This window comes from Sporofaciens sp. JLR.KK001 (assembly GCF_036941055.1).
Taxonomy (GTDB): domain Bacteria; phylum Bacillota; class Clostridia; order Lachnospirales; family Lachnospiraceae; genus Sporofaciens.
Window position 1 is genome coordinate 4,552,472 of sequence record NZ_JAYMNO010000001.1, and the last position, 24,391, is coordinate 4,576,862.

At 46.0% G+C, this 24,391-nt stretch carries 26 protein-coding genes and 1 pseudogene; 13 read left to right on the top strand and 14 right to left on the bottom strand.

Annotated elements, in window-relative coordinates; all coding sequences use genetic code 11:
• The first annotated feature begins 1 nt into the window (after position 1).
• The 7 genes from VSQ62_RS23145 to VSQ62_RS23175 all read left to right on the top strand — a co-directional run bounded on the left by VSQ62_RS23145 (position 2) and on the right by VSQ62_RS23175 (position 5,010).
• A complete protein-coding gene (locus VSQ62_RS23145; protein WP_334637087.1) occupies positions 2 to 712 on the top strand; it encodes a hypothetical protein in 711 nt (236 codons plus the stop codon).
• A 4-nt stretch (positions 713 to 716) separates the two neighbouring features.
• Positions 717 to 926, top strand: coding sequence for a transposon-transfer assisting family protein (locus tag VSQ62_RS23150; protein WP_334637088.1), 210 nt, complete (start codon positions 717 to 719; stop codon positions 924 to 926).
• Between the two features lie 196 nt (positions 927 to 1,122).
• Positions 1,123 to 1,791 carry a response regulator transcription factor gene (locus VSQ62_RS23155; protein WP_334637089.1) on the top strand — a complete coding sequence of 223 codons (669 nt, stop codon included), beginning with the start codon at positions 1,123 to 1,125 and terminating at the stop codon, positions 1,789 to 1,791.
• 64 nt (positions 1,792 to 1,855) lie between these two features.
• Complete coding sequence (locus VSQ62_RS23160) at positions 1,856 to 2,773, top strand: ATP-binding cassette domain-containing protein (RefSeq protein WP_016304282.1); 918 nt, start codon at positions 1,856 to 1,858, stop codon at positions 2,771 to 2,773.
• The gene (locus tag VSQ62_RS23165) at positions 2,766 to 3,605 is read left to right on the top strand and encodes an ABC transporter permease (protein WP_334637090.1); all 840 of its coding nucleotides are present in this window, start codon (positions 2,766 to 2,768) and stop codon (positions 3,603 to 3,605) included. The genes VSQ62_RS23160 and VSQ62_RS23165 overlap by 8 nt, the downstream gene beginning before the upstream one ends.
• 61 nt (positions 3,606 to 3,666) lie before the next feature.
• The gene (locus VSQ62_RS23170) at positions 3,667 to 4,530 is read left to right on the top strand and encodes a sensor histidine kinase (RefSeq protein ID WP_334637091.1); all 864 of its coding nucleotides are present in this window, start codon (positions 3,667 to 3,669) and stop codon (positions 4,528 to 4,530) included.
• 75 nt (positions 4,531 to 4,605) lie between these two features.
• Positions 4,606 to 5,010, top strand: a complete 405-nt coding sequence (locus VSQ62_RS23175) for a winged helix-turn-helix domain-containing protein (RefSeq protein ID WP_016304279.1) — start codon at positions 4,606 to 4,608, stop codon at positions 5,008 to 5,010.
• 168 nt (positions 5,011 to 5,178) lie between these two features.
• On the opposite strand, the gene VSQ62_RS23180 is transcribed toward VSQ62_RS23175, so the two are convergent.
• Both VSQ62_RS23180 and VSQ62_RS23185 read right to left on the bottom strand, forming a co-directional pair.
• Entirely contained in the window at positions 5,179 to 6,525 is a 1,347-nt protein-coding gene (locus VSQ62_RS23180) for a relaxase/mobilization nuclease domain-containing protein (protein WP_334637092.1), read from the bottom strand.
• Positions 6,486 to 6,815, bottom strand: a complete 330-nt coding sequence (locus VSQ62_RS23185; protein ID WP_334637093.1) for a plasmid mobilization protein — start codon at positions 6,813 to 6,815, stop codon at positions 6,486 to 6,488. The genes VSQ62_RS23180 and VSQ62_RS23185 overlap by 40 nt, the downstream gene beginning before the upstream one ends.
• Before the next feature lie 762 nt (positions 6,816 to 7,577).
• Between VSQ62_RS23185 and VSQ62_RS23190 the strand changes: the two genes are divergently transcribed.
• From VSQ62_RS23190 to VSQ62_RS23205, 4 genes are all read left to right on the top strand, one after another.
• Positions 7,578 to 8,003, top strand: a complete 426-nt coding sequence (locus VSQ62_RS23190) for a sigma factor-like helix-turn-helix DNA-binding protein (protein WP_334637095.1) — start codon at positions 7,578 to 7,580, stop codon at positions 8,001 to 8,003.
• Entirely contained in the window at positions 7,996 to 8,241 is a 246-nt protein-coding gene (locus tag VSQ62_RS23195; RefSeq protein WP_016283863.1) for a helix-turn-helix domain-containing protein, read from the top strand. Before VSQ62_RS23190 ends, VSQ62_RS23195 begins: the two co-directional genes overlap by 8 nt.
• A gap of 491 nt (positions 8,242 to 8,732) precedes the next feature.
• Positions 8,733 to 8,951, top strand: a complete 219-nt coding sequence (locus VSQ62_RS23200; RefSeq protein ID WP_120389644.1) for a DUF3173 domain-containing protein — start codon at positions 8,733 to 8,735, stop codon at positions 8,949 to 8,951.
• A gap of 11 nt (positions 8,952 to 8,962) precedes the next feature.
• Positions 8,963 to 10,147, top strand: a complete 1,185-nt coding sequence (locus VSQ62_RS23205; RefSeq protein ID WP_120389643.1) for a site-specific integrase — start codon at positions 8,963 to 8,965, stop codon at positions 10,145 to 10,147.
• An 80-nt stretch (positions 10,148 to 10,227) separates the two neighbouring features.
• On the opposite strand, the gene guaA is transcribed toward VSQ62_RS23205, so the two are convergent.
• From guaA to VSQ62_RS23245, 8 genes are all read right to left on the bottom strand, one after another.
• Complete coding sequence (guaA, locus tag VSQ62_RS23210; RefSeq protein ID WP_334637096.1) at positions 10,228 to 11,775, bottom strand: glutamine-hydrolyzing GMP synthase; 1,548 nt, start codon at positions 11,773 to 11,775, stop codon at positions 10,228 to 10,230.
• Positions 11,776 to 11,832: 57 nt separating this feature from the next.
• Positions 11,833 to 13,194 (bottom strand): MATE family efflux transporter, encoded by a 1,362-nt coding sequence (locus VSQ62_RS23215; protein ID WP_334637098.1) that lies wholly within the window; start codon positions 13,192 to 13,194, stop codon positions 11,833 to 11,835.
• A gap of 60 nt (positions 13,195 to 13,254) precedes the next feature.
• On the bottom strand, positions 13,255 to 13,485 hold the full coding sequence (locus tag VSQ62_RS23220) for an HPr family phosphocarrier protein (RefSeq protein ID WP_334637100.1): 231 nt from the start codon (positions 13,483 to 13,485) through the stop codon (positions 13,255 to 13,257).
• Positions 13,486 to 13,558: 73 nt separating this feature from the next.
• Positions 13,559 to 14,629 (bottom strand): ABC transporter permease, encoded by a 1,071-nt coding sequence (locus VSQ62_RS23225; protein ID WP_334637756.1) that lies wholly within the window; start codon positions 14,627 to 14,629, stop codon positions 13,559 to 13,561.
• 27 nt (positions 14,630 to 14,656) lie between these two features.
• A complete protein-coding gene (locus tag VSQ62_RS23230; RefSeq protein ID WP_334637102.1) occupies positions 14,657 to 16,045 on the bottom strand; it encodes an efflux RND transporter periplasmic adaptor subunit in 1,389 nt (462 codons plus the stop codon).
• A 17-nt stretch (positions 16,046 to 16,062) separates the two neighbouring features.
• Complete coding sequence (locus VSQ62_RS23235) at positions 16,063 to 16,914, bottom strand: carbohydrate ABC transporter permease (protein WP_334637103.1); 852 nt, start codon at positions 16,912 to 16,914, stop codon at positions 16,063 to 16,065.
• Positions 16,901 to 17,758 (bottom strand): carbohydrate ABC transporter permease, encoded by an 858-nt coding sequence (locus VSQ62_RS23240; protein ID WP_334637104.1) that lies wholly within the window; start codon positions 17,756 to 17,758, stop codon positions 16,901 to 16,903. The genes VSQ62_RS23235 and VSQ62_RS23240 overlap by 14 nt, the downstream gene beginning before the upstream one ends.
• On the bottom strand, positions 17,748 to 19,982 hold the full coding sequence (locus VSQ62_RS23245) for an extracellular solute-binding protein (RefSeq protein WP_334637106.1): 2,235 nt from the start codon (positions 19,980 to 19,982) through the stop codon (positions 17,748 to 17,750). The genes VSQ62_RS23240 and VSQ62_RS23245 overlap by 11 nt, the downstream gene beginning before the upstream one ends.
• A gap of 143 nt (positions 19,983 to 20,125) precedes the next feature.
• Between VSQ62_RS23245 and VSQ62_RS23250 the strand changes: the two genes are divergently transcribed.
• Together VSQ62_RS23250 and VSQ62_RS23255 are read left to right on the top strand one after the other, a co-directional pair.
• Positions 20,126 to 20,809: a response regulator transcription factor gene (locus tag VSQ62_RS23250; RefSeq protein ID WP_334637107.1), complete on the top strand. Its 684-nt coding sequence runs from the start codon at positions 20,126 to 20,128 to the stop codon at positions 20,807 to 20,809.
• Complete coding sequence (locus VSQ62_RS23255; RefSeq protein ID WP_334637108.1) at positions 20,799 to 22,145, top strand: sensor histidine kinase; 1,347 nt, start codon at positions 20,799 to 20,801, stop codon at positions 22,143 to 22,145. The genes VSQ62_RS23250 and VSQ62_RS23255 overlap by 11 nt, the downstream gene beginning before the upstream one ends.
• On the opposite strand, the gene VSQ62_RS23260 is transcribed toward VSQ62_RS23255, so the two are convergent.
• The 4 genes and pseudogenes from VSQ62_RS23260 to VSQ62_RS23275 form a co-directional block, all read right to left on the bottom strand.
• Positions 22,142 to 22,390, bottom strand: coding sequence for a hypothetical protein (locus tag VSQ62_RS23260; protein ID WP_334637109.1), 249 nt, complete (start codon positions 22,388 to 22,390; stop codon positions 22,142 to 22,144). The two genes, VSQ62_RS23255 and VSQ62_RS23260, sit on opposite strands and share 4 nt — an antisense overlap.
• The gene (locus VSQ62_RS23265; protein WP_334637110.1) at positions 22,329 to 22,691 is read right to left on the bottom strand and encodes an ARMT1-like domain-containing protein; all 363 of its coding nucleotides are present in this window, start codon (positions 22,689 to 22,691) and stop codon (positions 22,329 to 22,331) included. Before VSQ62_RS23265 ends, VSQ62_RS23260 begins: the two co-directional genes overlap by 62 nt.
• A gap of 22 nt (positions 22,692 to 22,713) precedes the next feature.
• Positions 22,714 to 22,866, bottom strand: a pseudogene (locus VSQ62_RS23270) (sporulation transcriptional regulator SpoIIID); the annotation flags it as partial.
• Positions 22,853 to 24,388, bottom strand: a complete 1,536-nt coding sequence (locus tag VSQ62_RS23275; protein WP_334637111.1) for a recombinase family protein — start codon at positions 24,386 to 24,388, stop codon at positions 22,853 to 22,855. The pseudogene VSQ62_RS23270 and the gene VSQ62_RS23275, both read right to left, overlap by 14 nt.
• Positions 24,389 to 24,391: the final 3 nt, after the last annotated feature.

Genomic DNA, 24,391 nt, shown 5'->3' on the forward strand with positions numbered 1-24,391 from the left:
CATGCAGAAATTTGAAAACGTGGATATATTAAAATCCCTCAAAGCAGTCATGCAGACCCACACGGAACACTTTCAGTCTGATTTTGACATAGACATAAAGATTTTGAAGCAGGCGGCAAAAAGCCCGAACCCGGAGGACAAAAAATATTTATGGATATGCCGCCCTGCCGGAACATGGTGCTTGCGGGAGCGTGACACATTCATCAAGGACACACGGGAGCATAACACGTTCTGTTTCTACGCCGAGCAGACACGGGACAAAATACTTGCCTATGCCGTGGAGCTGACCGGGATTGAAAAAGGCAGGGTAACAGGCAGCCTTTACGAACTGGACTACCAGAAGCACTACAAACACGTCAAGGACGCTTCCGTACCTGCCGGAGATACCAAGCTGATTTACGAGAACGGGGAACGGACGCAGGAAGCCGGGAAGCGCATTACCGGGGACGCTGACCCGGACTTAGGGAAATTCCTAACCTTTGAGGAACAGCCCAAAGACCCCGCCGCCCTGCAAAGCGTTCTCCGGGACGAAAAGGATAGCCGGGAACACTCCGCTTGTGGTAACATTAAAGAACATATCGAAAAACTGTCCGGCAAGGGGAAAGAGAAAAAGCCGTCCTTGCGGGCGCAGCTTGCACAGGACAAAAAAACCGTAAACGCCGCCCCGAAAAAGCAGGCGGCAAGAAGCAAAAACAAGGGATTGGAGGTATAGGAGCATGGGACAATTCAACTTTGAGGAAACTAACCTTATCTGCTGTTACAGGAGGAAAACAAGGGCTGATACGGTGGCGGCAATGACCGCCGCCCTTCCCTACATGGAAACGGAGATACAGGAGCTTGTAGGACGCACAGCGGAAAAGCTGAAGAAACTGACCGAGGACGAATTTGCCGGGCTTGTGTTTTTGCCTGCTGAAGATATGGAATAATGGAACGCCGGGGAATGGCAGCTTATACAGTGCTATTCCCCGGCACTTTTATATTTTCCTAATCAATCTTGAAAACAAATTTTTTGATATACCATATTTGTAACTTGAGGTCATTTCTATTATGCCGTATAATCAAAAATGTACTAATAAGTAACCAAATTTTAAATAAATTATGTTTTATTGGAGGATACAAAAATTGAAAAAAATAGTAATTATAGAAGATGATACAGATATTTGTAATATGATAACAAAATTTCTGTCAGACCACAGTTACGAAGTATGTTCTGCCACTAATGGCAAAGAGGGAGTAGACTTATGCCAAAATTTTTTTCCAGACCTTATCATTTTAGACTTAATGCTTCCAATTTTAAGCGGCGATAATGTAATAAAACAATTAAGAACATTCACAGATATTCCTATCATTGTTGTGTCTGCAAAAACGATGGTACAATCCAAAATAGAGTTGCTACGTTTAGGTGCAGATGACTATATGACAAAACCTTTTAACCTCTTTGAGTTACTTGCAAGAATTGAGGCTAATTTAAAAAGAAGTGTACCTGCTTCCTCAAAAGAAGATATTCATTTAAAATACAAGGAGATTGAAATTGAAAACTGTACTGTATATATAAAAGGAACTATTGTGCAATTTACATCAACAGAATTAGCAATTTTAATACTTTTGTTACAGCACTCACAAAAGATTTTTTCAAAGCAAAATCTTTATGAATCTATCTGGCAGGAAGAATATGCCTATGATAATGATACAATTAACACGCATATTAGTAATATCCGTAAAAAAATAAAAAAGTTTACTGATACAGATTATATAGAAACAGTGTGGGGAATTGGATATAAATTGAATTAATTTTCATTCCTTTAGATTTTTTTTAGATTTGTAATATAAACTAACATGGAAAGGAGTTGATAAAATGTCAGAAATTATATGTCAGACAACAGAACTTTGTAAAAATTACAAAAATTTCCATGTATTGCAAAATGTAAACCTCTCTATCAACCGTGGCGAAATATACGGACTGATTGGTGAAAACGGGGCGGGAAAATCTACCCTAATTCGTATATTAACAGGATTAGCTTTTCAAAGCAGTGGTGTGGTTTCTTTGTTCGGAAAAACAGAGAATCTACGATATGAACGTGCCAAAATTGGTTGCACTGTTGAAATGCCTGCATTGTACAAAGATATGACTGCGAAGCAAAATTTAGAAATACAGCGGGTACAGCGAGGAATACCAGAAAAAAAATGTATTTCCAAGACATTAGAACTTGTGGGACTCAACAATACAAAAAAGAAGAAAGTAAATGACTTTTCTTTGGGAATGAAACAGCGATTAGCATTAGCTATTGCCCTATTGGGCGAGCCGGAATTTTTAATATTAGATGAACCTGTCAATGGCTTAGATCCAACAGGAATTATTGAGCTTAGGGAATTGCTCAAAAAATTAGCAAAAGAAAATCATGTGACAATTTTAATTTCAAGCCATATTTTGAGTGAGTTAAACCAACTGGCAACTTGCTATGGTTTTTTACATCATGGAAAACTGCTCAAACAAATTACGGCAACTGAGTTAAGCGAGGAATGCAAGCGGCATATCAAGCTGAAAACAGATGATACAAAAAAAACCGTCACTGTCTTGGAAGAACAACTAAAAATCAAAACCTTTTCTATATATCCAGACAATTTTATAAGGGTATATGAGAAACTGGACGAAACACATACGATTTCAAAAGCACTTTCTTCTAATGGGATTGTAGTTGAAGAAATATCTGTACAGGGAGAAGAATTAGAAACGTATTTTGAAAATCTAATAGGAGGTAAAAAATATGTTTAACCAGTTAAAGTCTGAATTTCTCAAATTGAAATATTCCAAGTTGTTTATAGCAGTCCCGCTTCTTCTTTTTGCAGGATTGATTTTATACGGAAGTTTTAGCCTGTCCGCAGGGGGAACACAGCTATTTGTTTCAGAGGGCGATGAAGAAACAAATGCTGCCATACAAGGCATTATTGGTTTTTTTGCATTTACATTTGAAAACATTGATACTCCTAAATTTTGCGAAATTATGCAATCCTGTCTATCCTGCAATGTGTTTCTCTGGATTGTTGCCCTCATTTTAACCATACAATTTTTCTGTTATGATTACTCTGTTGGCACAATTAAGCTGCCCATTGCTCATGGAATAAGCAGAGTAAAAGTTTACTTTGCGAAAGTTATTGTTATAGTTTTATATAATGCAATCTGCTATTTTCTATTCAATGTTATTACGCTATGTTTTACTTGCATACAGATTGGATATACCCCCAATATAACTGAACTGACACAATATTTAGGTTATATCGGATTGAATTTTTTAGTAATGATTTCCTTCATTTTACTTTGCATTAATATATGTATCTGTTTGAAAAATACTGGTATCATCGCAACGGTCATGTGTTTATTCACTTTAGGTGGTGCAGTAATTTATACTGGAATATGGCAGAATTTTCACAGCCACATAATACTAAAATATTTAGTCTGGCTCAATCCATTATACTATTGGATGAATATGGGAACTTTTCGACTTGAATATGGACTAGTCAATGAAATAATTGTATATTTTGTTTTCGGTTTACTATTTTTGCTACCCCTGTCTGTTATATTTATTAAAAAACAGGAGTTTAAATAATTATTCTGAAACTGCTAACTTATTGGAAATATTTTAAAATTTACCGAAGGAGAGAATATTAATGATTTATTTATTATTGGTTTTATTAAATATAATATTGATGTTTTCTCTTTTTTCATGGAAACGCCAAATTTGTGAAATAACAAAACAGATTAGCGAAAACAGAAAACTACGAATTTCCTTGTCAAATAAGCATATAGAGAAATTAGCAGGTATAATCAACGAAAAAAACTATTTGGAACGGAGAGCAAAATTACAGATTTTGCAGGAAAAAGAACAGTTAAAACAATCTATTGCAAATATCAGCCATGATTTAAGAACACCTTTAACATCAATACAGGGATATTTAGTACTTTTAAAAAGTTGTGAAAATAAAGAAGAACAAGAACACTATTTTTCTATCATTCAAGCAAAGGCAGACTATTTAACCGAACTATTACAAATATTTTATGATTTGTCATTGATAGATAGTGAGGATTATATTTTAGAAGTTGAAAAATTGGATATAAATAGAATTGTAACTGACTGTCTAATTGATAAATATAGTGAACTGAAAAAACTGACACCTACTGTTAAAACAGAAAATGCCCCTGTATGGATAACTGGAAACACGGTTGCCTGCAAAAGAATTATTGAAAATCTAATCACAAACGCAATACGATATTCAAATGATTATGTAGAAATTGTGATAGACGCAAATGGTATTTTTACAGTGAAAAATACTACATCAGAATTAAATAATATTGATATTAATATGCTCTTTCAAAAATTTTATACAGTAGATACATCACGTTCAAATGGAAATACAGGTTTAGGGTTATACATTGTAAAAGAGTTATTAAACAAAATAGATGGTGGTATAGAGGAAATTAGTTACAAAAATAATATATTAACAATTTCGATTTATTTTAATCTTTGTTATTAAACTTACATCAAAAAAGTGATTTTTAAAAATACATATTATTTTATTAAACCGAGGTGATCCTATGGGAAAATACTAGTGCTGACACTAGATGAACAGGAAGAAAAAGCGATTGACAAAATCATATCGGCAATAGCTGACCATATTTCACTTGAAACCGTACAGACTATTCCTGTTCCTGTTTCGGGAATGTTTTTTCCGGGACTGGAAATAAGGCAAAGCCAACACAGAGTAATTCAAGACGGGAAAGAAGTCAACCTTACCCGCCTTGAATACAGCACCCTTGTATTCCTTGCTTCCAATCCCGGCATTGTCCTTACACAGACACAGATTTTTGAAGCTGTTTGGAACATGGATAGCGATAGCTGCCATTCAAGCGTTGTCAACGTGATTTGCAACCTGCGGAAAAAGATAGAGCCGGACAGCAAGAACCCGGTCTATATTAAAACCGTTTTAGGTGTCGGCTATAAATTCAATGGGTAAATGCCGGGGAATGATGATTGAAAGACTGTCATTCCCCGGTGTCTTTTTCTGCCCTTGTGGACGCTTAGAAGCCCTTTTCCGGGCGTTAATGGGTATTTCCCTGCTATGCTCCATAACGCCCCGGAAACGCCCTTAAAACGTCTTACACGCCTGCCCTAACTGTCCGCATTACCTCTCTGTCTGTTTCTCCCGTTCTGGCTGCTTCGCCTGCCGCAAAATACTGTCTACATTATGCTTGATTGTGTCATACTGCTTTACTTTCTTTTTCAACTTCCCGTACTCTTGATATAACTTGTCTTTTTTCTCCGTTAGCTCCTTATACTCCGTATGCAGCTTTTTGAAATCGGGCAGCTTCCCGCCGTTCTTCGCCGCCTGCAACGTCTTAGCGGCGGCTTCGTGAATGATAATGCTGCTCTCATTGCCCCGCAGGAACTTTTCTTTGTCCTTTGCCTTTTTGTACTGCATATAGACCGCCTTTGTCTGTTGGTATGCGGATATGTTTTTCATCAAAAGGGATATGTCGGACAATCTCTTTTCCAAGCCTTTCAGCGTAGCGGCGGTATTTTCGCTTTCCGTATGCACTTCATCAAGAACCGCCTGCAACTGCTCATACTCTGAAATATCATGCTCCGTAAGGAAATTCAAAGTCTTTGCCGCCTGCTTCAAGTTGTGTATCTTCGCCCACTGTTCATAGCCTTTGCTTTCCGCTGCCTTGATACTGTTCTGAATGTCTATGAGCATGGAAACGCCCGCTTTTTCCTGCCTTAACGCTTTCGGCTTCGCCCGGTATGTCCCGGCAATCCTCTCCGTTATGCCTTCCACGGTGTAAGCTTCCCCAAGCGTCTTAGAGCGTGTGAAGCGTTCCTGCCCCGGCGCACGGAACGAAACGAATTTCCCCCGCTTTATCTCATAGCCTGCCGCTTCCATGAGCCGCAGGAAATCATCAAAATCTTTTGCTTTGGGGATTGTATCGTCAATCACGGCTTTCAGCTTTGCTTTCCAACTTGTCCCCCTGCGTTCAGCGTCCCATTCCGCATACTTCTTTCCCTTGTCCTGCCCCGGCGTGACGACTGACAGCCCGTGTTCCTTGCACAGCCTGTCACTCTCATTCCGTATCTGGTAATAGCTTTTCTTGTTGGAAATATACTTGCGGTGTGTCGTGAAATCCACCGCACAAAATATGATGTGGTTATGGATATGCCCCTTGTCTATGTGGGTAGTCAACACATATTCATATCTGCCGCCAAGAACCTTGTCCGCAAGCTCCTTTCCTATGCGGTGGGCTTCCTCATAGCCCACTTCCCCCGGCGCAAAGGACTGTATCAAATGGTGTCCGAGATTGTCCCCTTTGTCCCTTGCTTTTGACAGCGTAAAGCCAAACTCTATATCTGCCGTCTGATACGAGCAGCCATAGGAGGAAATCAAAATCTGATTGTCCGTCTTGTCGGGATTGCAGATATAATCTATCGCCTTATTCAGCGTAGTTTTGATAGGGTGTATCTTTGTAACTGCCATATCTTTTCCAATGCCCCCTTGATTTCCTCTAAGTCCTCTTTGTAGGCGTTCCCGGTGGAGTTGACCCGCCTTGCTATCTGGTTGACGTTTACGCCGACTTTCTGTATTTCTGCCGTCTGCTCCTTGACCGCCGTATAGTCCAACTGGATAATATAGCCGTCAATCGCCATTTTCCGCAGGTACGCCCCCAAGTTGTCCGTTTGCAGCAGCTTCATTTTTTCCTCAATCAATGTGCGCTCCTGTTCCGTCACATAAAATTTTAACTGGATAGCCCGCTTTCTCTCTGCCATAGCTCCGCTTCCTTTCCGTTTTTTCAGAGGGCAAAACCCTCTACAATCAAGAGGGTTTGGGACACTTCCCAACAAGCAAAATCCCCACAAGTCCCGCAGGGCGGCAAGTGGGAATTTTACGGGATTGGGTACTCAATCCCTATGCTTGCTATTCTTCCCCCTATAACTTACTACGGGAAAAAATCAAAAAATGGCAACCTTTTAGGAAAGTTTTTGAAAATAATCAAAATAAAAGAGGGAAGCCGATTTTTTATGGCTTTCCCTCTTGACTGACCCATAAGCAGGAACGGGCGGCGGGTGCAAGGGCGGGCGTTTTCTGCCCGTACATTTTACCCTTGCGGCTGCCGCCTGTTTCTGCTACACGCTGCCGTCTGACAGCTTCCCCATGACAACAGTTTTTCCATTTCCTCTATGCGGAAAATGTCTTTCTTTGCAGAAATCCTTAATGCAATCGTGATAGAAAGCTGATAGAAACGTGATATTGCAACTGTAACATTTTTTACTGGAAAGGGACAAGCCACAGAAAGATTTTTCCCGCCCAATACGCCGACCGCCACGGCGGGAGAACACGCAGAACACCAACGAAAAAAGAACCCAATGCACACCCGACTGAACACAGACCACAGCCGGGCTTTTTTATGCCTTGAAAAAATTTTTTAAAGTTTTTTTCAAAAACATTGCCAAAATTTTCATTTTTCCCGTAGTTAGTAATAGAGGGGTAAAATTTCCCGGCTCTGGCAAGGGCAAGAGGGAGGTGGAAACATGAAGCCCCATTCACAGGACGAACACAAGCAGCAAACATTTGAATATTTCTGCAAGCAGATATTGAAGAATGAAAAGAACGACTACCACAGGGAGCTGAACCAACAGGGGGAGCGTGAAGTTTTATTTTGCGAACTGCCGCCGCACACCGTAGAACGGTTCGCCATGTGGGATAAATATTTCCAAGATACATACCTTTTTGAGATTATGGGCTTTGAGATTGCCGTTGCTGATGAACTGTTAGCCGAAGCACTGAAAGCCTTGCCGCAGGACAGGCTTGAAATTATCCTGTTATCTTATTTTGCGGATATGACCGACAAGGAGATAGCGGGGCATTTGAACCTTATCCGCAGGACGGTAACACACCGCAGGAAAAACGCCCTGCGGAAACTGAAAAAAATCATGGAGGGCTTTGCTGATGAATAAGAGCAGGAAAAAAACGCCGGGCGGCTTGCTGCCCTATCCCGTCATTGTGTCGGCTGTTTCCGGCAACGTGGACGCTATCAACGTGGTACTGGAACACTTTGCAGGCTTTATCTCCGCACTGTCAACCAGAACCATGTATGACGAGCAGGGAAAGCCCGTTGTCTACATTGACGAAGAATTACGCCGCCGACTGGAAACCAAGCTGATAGCAAAAATCCCGACCTTTAAAGTAGCGTAACCGAAACCCCCTTTCCCACTGGAAGCATGAAAGCACGGGCGGGCTGACCGCCCGCCGCTTCTTGCCATTCCGCAAAAGCGCATCTGCATGGTGTGTCTTTGCGGGCTGACAAGCCCCCGGAACTTTGACAAAGAAAGCGCAAGGCGCAGCATAGGGCAAACGGACACGTTCAATGTGCGGCGAGCCTGCGGACTGATACGCCAAGACCCCCGGCAAGAGGCGAGCGATACTATCAGTGAACCGCAGGCGGCAAAGTGGAAACTGCCGCCGCCATGACCCGCACATTGGCATAATGATACACCCGTATGACACGGCTACTCATAGGAATGAGAGGGGTGCAAGTCCCGTGGAGCTGCCAAGCCGTCCGTTTCGCCCATTTTACTCAACTTTTTTGAAAAATAATAAAATTTAACGAGCATTTTTGCCAAAAATCTGTTATCATGGTAGACAAGATATTGAGGTTTCATTATCTGGTCTAGGAAAGGAGGGCTATGATAACCGTAACCAAAAAAGATTTAATTGCTCTGGGTTATGGTACTTCTTTTGCGGCTGACATTATAAGGGAAGCGAAGAAACTTATGATTTCCAAAGGGCATACATACTACCAGTCCCGGAAATTAGACCGTGTACCGAGGGAAGCCGTGGAGGAATTGTTGGGTATCAGATTTCAAGACGGGCAGGCTGAATGTACTTCTTGCACATCTATGTAAGGAGTGAGATTATGGCGAAAGACCCAATCAAGAAAGCAGATAACGGAACTTATTATTTTAGAGCAAACTTAGGCTACAATCCGATAACAGGTAAACAAATCCAGAAATACCGAAGCGGCTTTAAGACAAAAAAGGAAGCACGGGAGGAATATTCAAAACTTGTCCTCACTTCCACCGAAGAACTGACTGCCAAAAAAGAAACGATTTCTTTTCAGACGTTCATTGAAGAAACCTACCTGCCGTGGTATAAAACGCAGGTAAAGGAAAGCACCTACTTAAACCGCCGTTCCACCATTCAGAAACATTTTGCATACTTCTACAAAATGGCAACGGACGAGATAGAGCCTATCAACGTGCAGAACTGGCAACTGGAACTTGCAAAGGAGTTCAGCCCTAACTATATCCGTATCGTACAGGGTATGCTCTCTATCGCATTTGACCGGGCTATCGTTTTAGGGATTGCAAAGAAAAACCCGTCACGCATGATAGGGAACATCAAGAGCAAAAAGACAAAGGTTGACTTCTGGACGTTGGAGGAATTTCAGAAAGTGATTTCCCTGCTCTACAAAGGCGATTATTACGAACACTACCTTTTCATTTCCTTTTGGCTGCTGTTTATGACGGGCATGAGGATAGGCGAAGCCGCCGCCCTGCAATGGTCTGACATTGATTTTGAAACGGGGCTTTTAAGCATTACAAAAACCCTGTACTATAAATCAATGGACGATTACAAGTTTGTTGAGCCAAAGACGCAGGCAAGCGTCCGCACAATCTATATCGACACGGACACCATAAGAGAGTTGCAGGCGTGGCGTGAGGTTCAGCAAAAGGTACTGAAAGGCTGCAATCTGGTGTTGAGCTACAACAGTATTCCGACCAGTAAGCACACGCTTCCAAGAGCCTTAGAGAAACTTGCCGGGCTTGCAGGCGTACACCGTATCAAAATCCATGCGTTACGACATTCCCACGCTTCCCTCTTAATCAGCATGGGAGAAAACCCGCTTTTGATTAAAGAGCGTCTAGGGCATGAGAAGATACAGACCACTTTAGGAACATACGGGCATTTGTACCCTAACAGCAATCTTGAAGTTGCCAATAAATTAACGGGCGTGCTGACATACACACCCGCTTCACACAGCATTGCAGATTACACAAGCAATCAGCACACCGCAATCTATCACAGAGAGGTTGAATAGAAAAATGCAATCATAATGCAATGAGAAAGAGAAAAAGCCGCCAAACCCTAGTGTTTACGGGCTTTGCGGCTTAGCTCCGACTATTCGAACTCAATCGTCCCCGGTGGCTTACTTGTCAGATCATACATCACCCGATTAACCCCCTTAACCTCATTAATTATCCTCCCCATAACCTTCTTAAGCACCTCATATGGTATCTCCGCCGTTTCCGCCGTCATAAAGTCTATCGTATTCACAGCCCGAAGCGCCACCGCATAATCATAGGTCCGTTCATCCCCCATCACCCCAACACTCTGCATATTCGTAAGCGCCGCAAAATACTGTCCAATCTCCTGTGCAATCCCCGCATTCTCAATCTCCTCCCGATAAATCGCATCCGCGTCCTGCACAATCCGCACCTTCTCCTCCGTAACCTCACCGACAATTCTTACACCAAGCCCCGGTCCCGGGAACGGCTGACGGAATACCAGATACTCCGGTATCCCAAGTTCCAGTCCGGCTCTTCTGACTTCATCCTTAAACAAATCCCGGAGCGGCTCAATAATCTCTTTAAAGTCCACATAATCCGGCAGACCGCCCACATTATGATGGGATTTGATCACGGCAGACTCCCCGCCAAGACCGCTCTCCACCACATCCGGATAAATAGTTCCCTGTACCAGAAAGTCTACGGCGCCGATCTTCTTCGCCTCTTCCTCGAATACACGGATAAACTCTTCTCCGATAATCTTGCGCTTCTTCTCAGGCTCAGACACCCCCGCCAACCTATCATAGAATCTCTGCTGAGCATTCACCCGGATGAAATTAAGGTCATATGAGCCGTCGGGGCCGAATACCGCCTCGACTTCATCCCCTTCATCCTTGCGCAGAAGACCGTGATCTACAAACACGCAGGTGAGCTGGCCGCCGACAGCTTTCGAGAGTAAGACTGCTGCCACGGAAGAATCCACTCCGCCGGACAACGCACACAACACTCTGCCGTTTCCCACTTTCTCTCTAATCTGTCTAATGGATTCCTCTACAAAAGAATCCATCCTCCAATCGCCGGCACATCCGCACACATTCCGGACGAAATTCGACAACAGCTTCGCACCTTCTTCTGTGTGAAGCACCTCCGGATGGTATTGGACCGCATACAGTCCGGCATCCGCATTCTCCGCCGCTGCCACCGGGCAATCCACCGTATGTGCGGTAATCTCGAATCCAGGAGCCGCCTTTACGATAGAATCAGCATGACTCATCCAACAGACCGTCTCAGCAGAAATATTCTCGAATATCTTAGAATCCCTCTTATCAACCAATACCACTGTCTTGCCGTACTCTCCGACCTCTGCACGAGCCACACTGCCGCCAAGCACGAACATCATGAGCTGTGCGCCGTAGCAGAGCCCCAACACCGGTATCCCAAGCCCGAACAACTCTCTGGAGTATATCGGTGCGTCCGGCGCATAACAACTGTTCGGTCCGCCGGTCAGGATGATCCCCTTGGGATTCATTTCCTTAATCTTCTCGATATCCGTCTTATATGAATAAATCTCACAATATACATTACATTCACGGACGCGCCTTGCCACGAGCTGGTTATACTGCCCGCCAAAATCCAATACAATCACTAATTCTCTCTTCATAAGCCTTCCTTTCTGCCCTCATACCAATATCTGCTTCTTCCAATGGTCCCTCCAACGTTATACCAACGCCTGTTTCTTCCATCCGCCTCTGAAATACCGTATAATAAAACACAACGCGCGAAACGCCCAGTCGACAACCATCGCCACCCAGATACCGAACACTCCCAGGCCCAGATATTTCCCAAGGATATAACTGAATACGATCCGGAATATCCACATAGATACCATGGATATGATCATACACGCTTTCGCGTCTCCCGAAGCCCGGAAGGTCGATGGAAGGGTAAATGACGCCGGCCATATCACGATCGCACTAAGCCCATGGAAATATATGATCTGGCGTGTCACCTCCGCCGTGACATCCGACAGATGATATGCCTTAAGTATCAGCGGAAGTATGGCAAACACACCGAACACCATGACTGCCACACCAATGTGCGTGATGATCAGAAGCCTCTTATTATAGTATCTTACCTGATCGTAATCTCCGGCGCCAACACACCTTGCAATCACCGTTGTAACCGCAAGATTGATTGCCATTCCCGGAAGGATCTGGAACAATGCGATCGCATTGCTGACCGCATTTGCCGCGATTGCGTACGTACCAAAGGTAGATACCAGACTCAGCACCAATATCTTCCCAAGCTGAAACATGCTGTTCTCCAGACCGTTTGGAACACCCACGCTCAGTATCTTCTTCACATGAGACCAGTCCACACGATACCGCCAGGTACGCCTGATATGTAAGGTCTGCTTCTCATCACATAGAAGTACAATGATGATCACCGCAGCTACAATCCTTGACACCAGTGTTGGAATCGCCACACCTTCTGTTCCTCTGTGGAAACCGTAAATCAGGATCGCGTTGCCGGCCACATTGATGATATTCATAATAATAGATACCTGCATAGAGATCTTGGAATTCCCCATTGCACGGAATATAGCCGCCCCCGAATTATACAACGCCATGAACGGGATCGCCATGGTTACGATCATCAGGTAAATGTCTGCATGACGCATAACATCCGGCTCAATCTTCCCGAACACCCCATGAAGGATCACGGATTTCCCTGCGTAGACAACCACGGTGATCACGACCGCACAGACCGTGATAAACCAGACAAGCTGTGTTGCCGATTCGCACGCAGCTTCCCTTCTCCTGTGCCCTAGATATTGTCCGGCTACAACCGCTCCCCCTGTCGCAAGAGCCGCAAAGATATTGATGAGCAGGACCATGACCTGATCTACCAACGACACGCCGGATACCGCCGCCTCGCCGACGCTTGCGATCATAATAGAATCCGCCATACCGACCAGCACTGCAAGAAGCTGCTCGACGATGAGCGGAATGATCAGTGTTACAAGAGCCTTGTTATCAAATAAATAACCGCTCCTGTCTATTTTTATTCTTTTATTCATACGAAAGACTCCTCACCGCATTTATTATACGACGAGGAGTCTCATTATACAAGTATCATTTTACGCAGCTATAAATTCTTCAATATCCTTCCGAAGATCTTCACATTCTTCCTCGTGGACTTCAAGCTCGATCTCACGATGGAAGCCAAGATTCATCAGCCCCAGCAGAGATTTCGCATCTACCACATACTTGCCGCGTTTCATATCCATGTTGTACGGATACTTTTCGACCTTCTGGACAAACTCCAGGATGTCATCTGGACTCTGAAATACTACAATTATTTTGCTCATAACAACCTCTCCTTTTCGGAATGATAATATCATAATTTTCCAAAAATAGAAATATACAATCTGAACAAGAAATTTATTCCATATCTTCCAATTCATAGGTCGAATGTATATTCTGCCTCCATCTTGCAGATAAAAACAGCGCCAAAGCCATGCTGCCCGCCAACAATCCTGCCGCTGCCGCCTGTCTCCAGGCCTTGATCATACTTATCCAAGAAGCGAATTCCAGATGCATAGACAGACTTCTTATCTGCTCTTCTTTATCATGAAACAGCCGTGCAAAGAATTCAAAATCCGACCAGTACGTGGGGAGATAATCACTGCCCGGATCTGCTGTCATTACTCCTGATACCAGAACTCCAATTGCCAGAATCATGATGACAGTTCTGGCCGCCGTTTTCATTTGCTCAGGCGGTATCCGGTCTGCCAGGCGGCTCCCGGCCTGAGACACCGCTGCATTTCCCATAAGAAACAGTGCAGCCGCTGCAAGCCCTGCATATAGAAGCCAGGCCGTTACATAGAAGAGCTTCCCGTCAATCTCTTGTCCTCCGGTACATCCCAGCGCCGACTCTAAGGAGCTGACTGCCTTGTTCGAAGACTGACCTGCATCTTTCTTTCGTACCGCTATCCCGTCAAATGTCTCTCCTTCTTCTGCCGGGATTATACAGATCGGCTCATTTCCCTGTAAAATACCTGCAATACGGTAATCATTTCCATCTATCTGCACCGTCAATCCTGACACCTGATCCGCTCCGAATAACTGCCGTGCCGTTCCCTGTTCCAACAGACATATGCCTGTCTCTCCTTCTATAAAATATCTTCCTTCCGTAAGTCCTCTTCCGAACACCGCGCCCGGCTGTCCTTTGATCCTGTAACAGAACATCTTCCGGCTGCGCCCGGTATCCTCCGCCACGACCTCAAGCTCTTCCGTCTTCCTCCACACAGCCGCCTCAGAATATCTCCCGCTGTCCGCATGTTCCCTCCACTGATCAAATGCTGATTCGGTGATACTTCCCGCCGGACAGGATAAAGCGATGAGATCGGTATATTCTTCCAGCAGCCTCAGCCTGCACAGAATCCAGATATTTATTCCAAGATACAGAAAAGCAAAGCATATCATCCAGACCTTTTGGCGTTTCACCAGCATTTTTCTCAATTCCTGTCTCCTTTGTCATTATTCTCTTAATCGCACCCGATCGCCCTCCGACACATATTTCTCCGATGACGCGATCACTTGATCGTCTGACGTCAACGCCGAAGTGACCGCCGCACTCCTGGCATCCTTCTCCAGTACTGTAACCGGAACCCTCCTGGCAACCTGTACGGTGCCAAGCATCTGCTCTTCTTCTGCAAGAACCAGACAATAAGCCTCATTCATATCCTCTCTGAGCGCCTCAAGCGGAATGATCTGTTCATATTCCTTCTCTGACGGAGCCTCAATGCTCCAGGTGAAGCTGTCTCCATTTTGCACCTTCACATTCTCCGGCAGCGGTGAGGTCCAATAGATCTGAGATTGGGATGCCGGATCTCCTGCATTTTCTCCGGCTCCGCTGCCGGTGCCGGTGCCTCCCGTATCCGTTTCTATGGATTCGATCTTCACGGTTTTCTTCTTCCCGGCTCCAAGCTGAATCTCTGTTTCCAGACCTGTTCTCAGTTTCTCTCTATCCGTTGGCTTCGCCCAGCCCTTCAGTCTGAATCCGCCGCTGCCCGTCACGAATACCTCGCTCCCGCTGGTGACCGCTCCCGCCTGCACTCCTGCCTGCAGCACCGTACAATCCCGTTCTGCGCAGATCTTCCCTCCCGCTGCCTGATACGACTGAAGTCTCTGAAGCTCTTTTCTCTCCGCTTCAATCTGGACACTTGCCGCCTCTGCCCCAAGCATCGCCGCCCTGGACGCATTTGCCGCATTGATGTCCCAGGCTGCATCCTCCTGTCTGGCAAGCTCATATCCATTCTCCGCCTGTGCAAGGGCCTGCGATGCCGCTTCCACACCGGTCTGCGCCTCCTGAACCGCCGCTTCCAATTCCTGCTTTTGCTCCATCCATGGATCCGTCTCTTCTGCAGCTGCCGACTGAAGAAACTGCTCGTAAGCCGCCTGTGCCGCCGCCTCTTTCTGTGTCGCAAGCTCCAATTGCTGCTGTGCCTGTGCAAGGGTCTGCCCTGCCCCCGTGGTCGCAGGCACTCTTGCCTGCTCTCTTGCCGATATCTGCTGCTGTGATGCCTGAAGCTCTAACTGCGTCAACTCCGCCTGTTTTTTCTCCACCGATTGATTTAAGTATTCCATACGGAATTGCACCAGACATTCGCCCGCCTTGACTGTACTGCCCTGTTTCGCCGTCCATTCCACCTGCTGCTCCGGCCAGAGGAAGATCTGTTCCTCCTGAACCGGGACCACGGTTCCCTCTCCCTCGTAAGAATAAGATAATTTTCCCCGCTTTGCCTTCTCCGTTTCCACCTGTGCTACCAGCGCCGACGCAGCGGCCCGGGAAATCACCGTTCCTAATGCCATGACCGCCAGAAACCCGCCGAAGATCCGAAGTATCCATTTTCGATTCTGATTCATTACTCAGTACCTCCTTACTACAGTCTTCCGGATGCCACAATCCCCTGTTCCAGATAATCCTGCCCCCAGAAGAACAGAAGGACTGCAGGCAGCAATGTTACGATGGATGCCGCAAATGCCGCCGCTGCCTCTGAGCCTACCATCTGCGGCAGATACAACGACAGCGGCCATAAGGACTTGGTTTTCAGGTATGTCATTGGCTGTTCGATTGCATTCCAGTATTCCAGGAAGCTCAGGATCATAACAGAGAAGATCCCCGGAACTCCAAGGGGAATCCCGATTCCAAAGAAAATGCGCAGATCCCCTGCTCCGTCGATCCTCGCAGCCTCCAGAATCTCTCCCGGGATTCCTGCAAATGTTTTCCGCAGGATGAATACCGGCAGCGTAGAAAAGATTCCGGGCAAGATCACTGCCGCGCGGGTATCCATAAGCCCCGCCGCATTTAAAACCAGATACCCTGAGACCATCGTAACCTGAAAGGGCAGTATCATCAAGATCATATATACAAGCCAAAGTATACGTTTCCCCGGGAAATGAAATTGTGCGAACGCCCATGCTGCCGGCACCGCCGCCAAAATCTGGCCGAATACCACACCGACCGTCTGAATCATAGAATTCCAGAATGCCGTGAAATATTCCGGCGAATCCAACAGCAGCCTGACGTAAGCCCGCAGTGTAGGGTATGCCGGGAAGATACGCATCCCGGCATATTCTCCTGAATCCGCCAGTACCGCACCGAAGGTTTCCAGAAGCTCCTGCTTCCCCATCAGTGAATTGGCAAACAGCATGAGCAACGGAAATACCATAATGCTAAATACTGCCAACAGGATCCCCCTAATCACCCACTGGCGAAAGCTATGATTTCTCATCCATCTCTCCTTTTCTTATGCTTAAGGGCACGATCGCCGCTCCCGTAACAATCACCAGCATAACCGCCGCAGCCGTCATCTTCTGGATATCCAGATTCACGAACCAGTTATTGAACAAATGCTGCAGCATATAGATGCTCTCATGCGGGTAATCCCCTGCCAACAGATACGCCTCCCGGAATACCCGGAATGCATTGACGAATGACAAGAGCCCTGTCACAAATACCGTTTCTTTTAGCTGCGGCAGTGTGATATACCAGAAACACGCCCATTCACCTGCTCCCTGTACCCTTGCCGCCTCATACTGCTCTCCGGGAATTGCCCCAAGCCCTGCAAGCCAGAGGATTATATCATAACCAAGGTTCTTCCAGATATAACAGGCGACCAACACCAGGAACGCCCAGTCCGACGCCAGCCAGTCCACAGCTTCCATCCCCAATGCCCCTGTCAGCCGCCCAAGCCAGCCCTTCTCGTCAAAGACCAGTTTGAAAAATATCACAACGGATGCTGCCGGGATCGCCATTGGAAGCAGGAATCCTGTCTTCATCCATCTCTGAAACCTGACTGCTCTCCTTACCAGGACTGCCAGGAACAGAGACAATATCATCAGAAGCGGAAGACAGGTGAACATGAATCTGACCGTATTTCCCGCCGCAAGCCGAAATGCCTTGTTCTCAAGCACCGTCCGGTAATTCTCTAATCCTACGAAGCCATTTCCCACCGCCTGCAGAAAAGATCTCCTTACTACATCCAGGAACGGAATCAGAACGAATCCTCCCGTTCCTATTAGACTTGGAAGCAGGAACATATATCCCCGCATCCGCGTTCTTCTCTTACTCAGCAAGATAGGTGTCCACCTTCTGTGCGATATTCTTCGCCGCCGTCTTCGCATCTGTACTTCCTCCAATGCAGGCGTCCGCCTCCGTCTGATAGATATTCCAGATCACATAGTCCTGCACGGCCGGCCTGCTAAGCGTATGGCATTTCGCGATCAGATCTTCCACTTCTTCCAGTGTAGGATATCCTGCTTCGATCTCGATCGGCTCTTCCCCGTCGATATTCCAGCTTGACATTATCGTATAATTCTGCGCATGTTCCGTATTGACCTCATCCTTTATCTTATCCAGCGCCGTCTCCAGTACCGGCAGCCCGTCGTCTGACTGTTTCTCCTGTATCTCCTGGGAGAACAGATATTTGACAAATTCTTCCGCCAGTTCTTTCTGCTGTGTATTCTTATTGATCCCCACGATCCCTGTCGGTACATAGAACTCTTTCAATGTATCCGGCGACAGATTCAACTGCCGCATGACCGTATACGGAATCATCATATTCGTTATGCCAATGATCCGATCCGTGGAAATACTATTGGGATGGTTCAGGATCGCCTCGCTTCCTGCTCCGCTGAACATTCCCTGCCGGAAAACCCTTGTCATCGTATCCATCCCCACCTCATTCATCTTGGCCTCTTCAAATACTTCCGACTTCGAACTGACTGCGAGCTTCGTCTCTGTCTCAAGCAATGCCGCAAGCTTCTCCTGATCGACTCTTCCATCCGGCCCGATAATCTCGTCCTGGTACATCTGGAACAGAAAATCTCTAATATAACTCTTCTCCGCAATACCCAGAATACTCTCGTCCGGATGTGCATCCACGTATGCGGTCAGCTTATCAAGGGAGAGGATTGCTTCTTTCGCATTCTCGTCTCCGAAAATGATCGGCACGCTGAATCTCACCGGCATAGCATAGACCTTGCCCTCTTGCTGCGCCACATTTTTCATGATCGGCTCCAGGTAGGATCCCTGTGACAGAAGCTCCTCGGCAATCCCGGACAAGTCAGACAGAATCCCCTTCTCGATATAGGTCTTTGCCGACAGCCCGTCAAGCAGGAGTATATCTGCGCCGTTTCCACTGAGAAGCTCCGTGTTCAGCGTGCGGATATCATCCATGGTGATCCCGTCTTCCTTTCCTGAAGCCGTATATTCTACCTTCACGTCAGGATGTGATTTCTGGAAACTAAGGATCGCATCTTGAATCGTCGTATTCTCCGACAACCCGAATACTCTCAGGATATTCTCCGGCACTGCCAGAGCTTCGGCATCATATGCATAGTGAACCAGGCTGAAGGTACCTGCTTTCTCCTGACGATAGAGCGCATAAAAGTCATCCTTCTGCCCTGCGACAAATCCCGCCGTATAATTCAATGATGAACTCATCTCACCCATGCTGCCGTCCACGATCACCTCGCTGGTCTCATTGCCTGGTTTCACACGTGTAATCCCATTTTCTGCAAGCAGATACCAGTTTTCTCCGTCATCACATATCCAGGGCAGTTCCTCCTGATTAATCTTGAAGCTCTCCTTCTCCTTCAGGTCCGATCCATAGACGGTGAAGACACCTTCCTCCGTATTCACCGCCATATCTCCCTCCGAAGTGCCGATGACCATTCGCTGTCCATTAGAGAATCCCCTGGCAGTGCCAAACTCCTGCAAGATCTCCAATGAATCCGGGTCGACTGCTATCACTTTAGCCTGATAGAAATCATTCATCCAGTAATTCCCCTCACTGTCGATCTGCAGATTGGTAATCGCAGGATATCCATACTCTCCCTCCTGCCTCAGATACGGAAGCTCCAGTTCTTCCCCTGTCTGTCCATCTTTGCTCCTCACGATGTACGCAGCCATGTCTTCCCCCATACCTAACGCTACCTGGATTCCGTCTCCGGATTCCCATATCTCCTGCAAGTATATGTTCTTCCCTTCAAAAAGCGGGGCGATCCAGTCAAGCGCTGTCTGTACCCATTCGCCGTCCCTGTACTCATACCGATATACCTGCGCTCCTCCCGCTTGTGAATACAATATCAGATTCCCATCTTCTGACTTCGATATGTTTAAAATCTTCTCCTCTCCCTGTAATGGAAGCTCTACATCCTCCTCTATATAACGCCCTTTTACAGAATCCTCCTTGCCTTTGCCAGCCTCTCCCCTGCCGCAGCCTGACAATACTCCGATGGTAAGCACTGCCGCTAAGAGGATTGCAGCCAGACGTTTCACATGGTTGAATCTCTTCATTGAAATTCGTCTCCTTTCTTCGTACTATCTGATACTATACACATTTTATCTCAAAAAATCTTTGAAAATCATCATAAATTTTTAAAGATTATTTTGAGATTTCATGCTATAATTCTTGAGGGAAAGGAGGTTTCATATAGAAGATGCACATTTTGATCATTGAAGACGACCGGGATTTATGCGATGCCCTGAAATCACAGCTTCTCTCAAGGAATCACACTGCAGACTGCTGCCACACCGGAAGCGAAGCGCTCTATCACGCTATGTCCGGAGCTTATGACCTGATTCTCCTGGATCGTATGCTGCCGGAGATCGACGGGCTGTCCATCCTGCGCTCCATCCGCCAGAATCATATCAGCGCCCCTGTGATCCTGACCACCGCCCTTGGTTCCCTGGACGACCGCATCAAGGGACTGGACTGCGGCGCCGACGATTATCTGGTAAAGCCCTACGCCATTGAAGAACTGCTGGCGCGTATCCGCGCGCTGTCACGGCGTCCCAAGGATTTCTCAGACCATACCTGCCTTTCTTATCTGGATATCCGATTTGACCCGGATACCCGGACTATAACATGCCGGGATAAGGAAGAGCTTCTCTCTAAGAGAAAAGCTCTTCTTATGGAATTCTTCATGCGCAATCCGGACAAGACCCTGACAAGAGAGCAGATCTACTCCCGGGTCTGGGGACCTGACGGAACTGTGGAAGATGGGAATCTGGATACCTATATCTATTTCCTGAGAAAGCATCTGTTGACACTGAAGAGCCGGGCATGTATTCAGACTGTGCACGGCATGGGATATCGGCTGGAGGGAAATCATGTTTCCTAGACTTCGAAGAAAATTCGTCATTCTGTATACTCTGAGCACCGGACTGATCATGACTATCGTCCTGTCCGCTGCCTTTTTATTCTATGTCTCTTCCCAGGAGAACCGGCATCAATCGGCCTTCCAGGAATTACTCTTCACGCTGACGGCCCAGCTTCAGACAGATTCCCGATTTGCTGATTCCTTCCTGGTACAAATGGAGAAGAACAACCGGCTCCTCATTTATATAGAAGAAAATGATACTCCCTTTTTCTTCCCCGGAGCCTATAAATCCCGTACCAAACGCGACATTCTCTTCTCCCGTGCGGAAGACGCCGCGAGAAAAGAGAACATTTACGACGATTCCCACCCCATTTCCTCGAATCTGCTGCAATCCTCTGTATTTCGGATCGACGGAGAAGAACGGGACACTTATCTTGGAAATGTCCTGATTCTTCAGACCACCTCCGGATATAAGAAACTAATTCTGCTTCAGGATATTTCCGACAGTCAGAAGAAACTTCTGGAGACAGGCTGTGTCTATCTGCTGATAAACTTGGGCGGGATCCTGCTGCTCTTCCTGTCCGGACGATGGTTCGTCGGCCGCTCTCTTAAGCCTTTGGAAGAGACTTATCAGAAGCAGCAAGAATTCGTCGCCGCTGTCTCCCACGAGCTGCGTTCCCCCTTCGCGGTGATCCAGACAACTGCCGATGCCTCCATCTCTAACCCTCTGGAATACAGCCATGGCTTGTCCGTCATTCAGAAGGAATGCCACCGCGGAAGCGCCCTGATCAAGAATCTCCTGCTGCTGGTAATGACAGACCAGAAGGAGTGGGCCGTAAGGGAACGGAAATTCGAGATTGATGAACTGCTGTTGAATCTGCTGGAAATGTATGAGCCGATTTTATTCTCCAAGGGTGGGACACTGTCGCTTCTGCTGCCGGATGCTCCTCTTCCCCCGGTATCTGCGGATCCTGATTTGTGCCAACAGATATTTACTATTTTATTAGATAATGCCATCGCTTATGCTTTGACGGACGAGAGTCATGCCAATGAGGACGCTTGCGCCTGCACGCAGAATAAACGCCAGATCATCCTGCAGGCGGAAGTCTCCTCCGGCTGCCTCATTGTCCGTGTGATCGATCACGGCCCGGGGATTCCTGACGAAGAGAAGACCAGGATCTTCGACCGGTTCTACCGAAATGACCGCTCCAGAAGTAAGAAAGAACACTTCGGCCTTGGCCTGTCGATCGCCGCCGCCCTTGCCGGGATACAGAACCTCGATCTTCATGTGGAGGATACGAAGGGCGGGGGAACTACATTCTCTGTGAAGTTTGGGAAGCGGAAGCTTTGCCATTAGCGCTGTTCATTCGTCAATGCCGGGGACAGACAGTCTGCCTGCCTGCCTGAAACCGCTCTATCTATACACGCTCTGGCTTCCTCCAATATCTGATCATACTCTGTTCTGGGGATGCTTGTTCCATTCGGTACGATTGAAGTAATCCGATCAAGGCCGAACAGTCTCGCATCCCCTCCAGTTGCATCATTCAGAACCAGACCTCCCTGCAGATTCGCCGTCTTCTCTGAATCGAGGTTGAAAAGCAACTATAAACGAATCCTTCGAGCTTCGGATATTCTCGTATATCTGCTTCTCCATACCAAGCGGAAGCAGTTCATAGTCCTTCTTGATCTTCTCATATGGATCTGTGAACCCTGTTTCTTCTTTCAAGACATCCAACACCCCTGCCACGATACGCGGGGCAGACAGATTCATTGGAGTCTCGTCCAGATACCTTTCCGCCCGTCCGATGATCTCTTCCTTCTTTTCCGCTGACGCCTGATAAAGCTCTGTGTACACTCCTATTATCTTCCTGCTGCATTCCCTGCATGCCTTATCTGCTCTCATCGATAGTCATCCTCTTGTGCGATTATGCATGTTGATGAAGATATTTCTCCCGGGTAGCAAGTCCACCGCGTATGTGGCGCTCTGACTTATTGAGATCTAATATCTTTCTTGCCTCTGCTGCAAGAGACGGGTTGACTTGGAGGAGACGTTCTGTTACGTCTTTATGTATGGTTGTCGCAAATTAGAACGGTTTCATTCAATCCTAAATCCCCGAACAAACGCAGGTAAATATCTACATTTCCTTCTTTGTCTACTTCTATCTTTTGGATAATCTGTTTCAACTGCTCATTCGTCATATCCCTGACAGACACGATATCCTCTATACGCTTGAAGGTCATTCTTATCACATCTTCTAACTGGTCGCCTTTGTTCAGATTATACTGGACCAGTTTCAGATTATTTTCCAACTTCTCAATCTCTGCCTTCATCCCTCCAATCTTCTCATTCAGTTCCTCTCTGCTGATCAAATCATCCGTATACATATCCATATATTTTTGCCGGGTCTTTTTCATTCTCGCAAGGCTATCATTTAATTCCTTCTCATAATTCTCATTTTCGTCTTTTGCTTTGTAAATCTTAACAAATTCTTTTACCACATGGGCAATGACATTCTTTTTTGATTTCAGCATTTCTGCAAAATATTCTTCCAATGCCTGAATTAATTCTTCTTCATCAACCGTAACTGCATTCGGACAATTATCCGCCCCTTTTCCATTATGCCCGGAACATACCCAACGGATATATGTGTTCTTATAAGTACGGACTGTCCTTCGGAACGACCATCCGCACTCCTTACATTTTATCAGTGTACTAAAAAGATATTTATTGCTTTGTCTCTCTCGCTTCATATTAAATGCTCCATGGCGTCCCGCCAATACTTCCTGTGCTTGATCAAATTGCTCCGGCTCAATAATCCTCAAATCCGGACGGTCTGTTACCAGCCATTCAGACTGGTCTTTTTCTGCCCTTGTGCCAGTCAGGAAATCCGTTACTTCTTCTTTCCCATTAATAATCTTTCCGGTATACAGTTCATTCGTTAAGATGCGGCAGATTGCATTCTGGCTAAAGCTATAGCCCCGCTTCGTCTTACAGCCTCTTTCATTAAGCATATTCGCAATCTTAGCCGCTCCATATCCTTCCTCAATATACCATGTAAATATCTGACGGATAATTTTTGCTTCTTCTTTATTAATTCCCAAATTAAAATAGTCGCCGTTTGTCTTATCATAGCCGTATACAATATTCGGTACCCGCCCTTTCTCTGCATTCATCTTTTTTCCGAACTTCACACGTTTAGAAGTATTCGCACTTTCTTCCTGTGCAAGTGCGCCAAAGATTGTCAGAACGAACTCCGATTGTCCTAAGACAGTCATATTCGCCGTCAGGAACGTGGTTTCAATACCCAACGCTTTCAAAGTCCTGATACTCTGTAAAAGGTCTACCGTATTACGCGCAAAACGGGATATGTCTTTTACAACCACCATATCAAACAATCCCTGTTTTGCATCCCTCATAAGCTGGAGAAATTCTTTGCGGTTTTTAATCTTTGTACCGGAAATTCCTTCATCTGCATATAGTTTTACAAGGTCATGACCATTTTTCTGCGTATATTCAGTGAAAAATTTCTTTTGTGCTTCCAAGCTATTAAGCTGGTCGGATTTATCTGTAGAAACACGGCAATAAGCAGCAATATTCATAAC

Coding starts and splice junctions, on each gene's coding strand:
- VSQ62_RS23145 (WP_334637087.1), top strand. CDS start 2: ATGCAGAAATTTGAAAACGTGGATATATTAAAATCCCTCAAAGCAGTC.
- VSQ62_RS23150 (WP_334637088.1), top strand. CDS start 717: ATGGGACAATTCAACTTTGAGGAAACTAACCTTATCTGCTGTTACAGG.
- VSQ62_RS23160 (WP_016304282.1), top strand. CDS start 1,856: ATGTCAGAAATTATATGTCAGACAACAGAACTTTGTAAAAATTACAAA.
- VSQ62_RS23165 (WP_334637090.1), top strand. CDS start 2,766: ATGTTTAACCAGTTAAAGTCTGAATTTCTCAAATTGAAATATTCCAAG.
- VSQ62_RS23170 (WP_334637091.1), top strand. CDS start 3,667: ATGATTTATTTATTATTGGTTTTATTAAATATAATATTGATGTTTTCT.
- VSQ62_RS23180 (WP_334637092.1), bottom strand. CDS start 6,525: ATGGCAGTTACAAAGATACACCCTATCAAAACTACGCTGAATAAGGCG.
- VSQ62_RS23185 (WP_334637093.1), bottom strand. CDS start 6,815: ATGGCAGAGAGAAAGCGGGCTATCCAGTTAAAATTTTATGTGACGGAA.
- VSQ62_RS23190 (WP_334637095.1), top strand. CDS start 7,578: ATGAAGCCCCATTCACAGGACGAACACAAGCAGCAAACATTTGAATAT.
- VSQ62_RS23195 (WP_016283863.1), top strand. CDS start 7,996: ATGAATAAGAGCAGGAAAAAAACGCCGGGCGGCTTGCTGCCCTATCCC.
- VSQ62_RS23200 (WP_120389644.1), top strand. CDS start 8,733: ATGATAACCGTAACCAAAAAAGATTTAATTGCTCTGGGTTATGGTACT.
- VSQ62_RS23205 (WP_120389643.1), top strand. CDS start 8,963: ATGGCGAAAGACCCAATCAAGAAAGCAGATAACGGAACTTATTATTTT.
- guaA (WP_334637096.1), bottom strand. CDS start 11,775: ATGAAGAGAGAATTAGTGATTGTATTGGATTTTGGCGGGCAGTATAAC.
- VSQ62_RS23215 (WP_334637098.1), bottom strand. CDS start 13,194: ATGAATAAAAGAATAAAAATAGACAGGAGCGGTTATTTATTTGATAAC.
- VSQ62_RS23220 (WP_334637100.1), bottom strand. CDS start 13,485: ATGAGCAAAATAATTGTAGTATTTCAGAGTCCAGATGACATCCTGGAG.
- VSQ62_RS23225 (WP_334637756.1), bottom strand. CDS start 14,629: ATGCTGGTGAAACGCCAAAAGGTCTGGATGATATGCTTTGCTTTTCTG.
- VSQ62_RS23230 (WP_334637102.1), bottom strand. CDS start 16,045: ATGAATCAGAATCGAAAATGGATACTTCGGATCTTCGGCGGGTTTCTG.
- VSQ62_RS23235 (WP_334637103.1), bottom strand. CDS start 16,914: ATGAGAAATCATAGCTTTCGCCAGTGGGTGATTAGGGGGATCCTGTTG.
- VSQ62_RS23245 (WP_334637106.1), bottom strand. CDS start 19,982: ATGAAGAGATTCAACCATGTGAAACGTCTGGCTGCAATCCTCTTAGCG.
- VSQ62_RS23250 (WP_334637107.1), top strand. CDS start 20,126: ATGCACATTTTGATCATTGAAGACGACCGGGATTTATGCGATGCCCTG.
- VSQ62_RS23255 (WP_334637108.1), top strand. CDS start 20,799: ATGTTTCCTAGACTTCGAAGAAAATTCGTCATTCTGTATACTCTGAGC.
- VSQ62_RS23265 (WP_334637110.1), bottom strand. CDS start 22,691: ATGAGAGCAGATAAGGCATGCAGGGAATGCAGCAGGAAGATAATAGGA.
- VSQ62_RS23275 (WP_334637111.1), bottom strand. CDS start 24,388: ATGAATATTGCTGCTTATTGCCGTGTTTCTACAGATAAATCCGACCAG.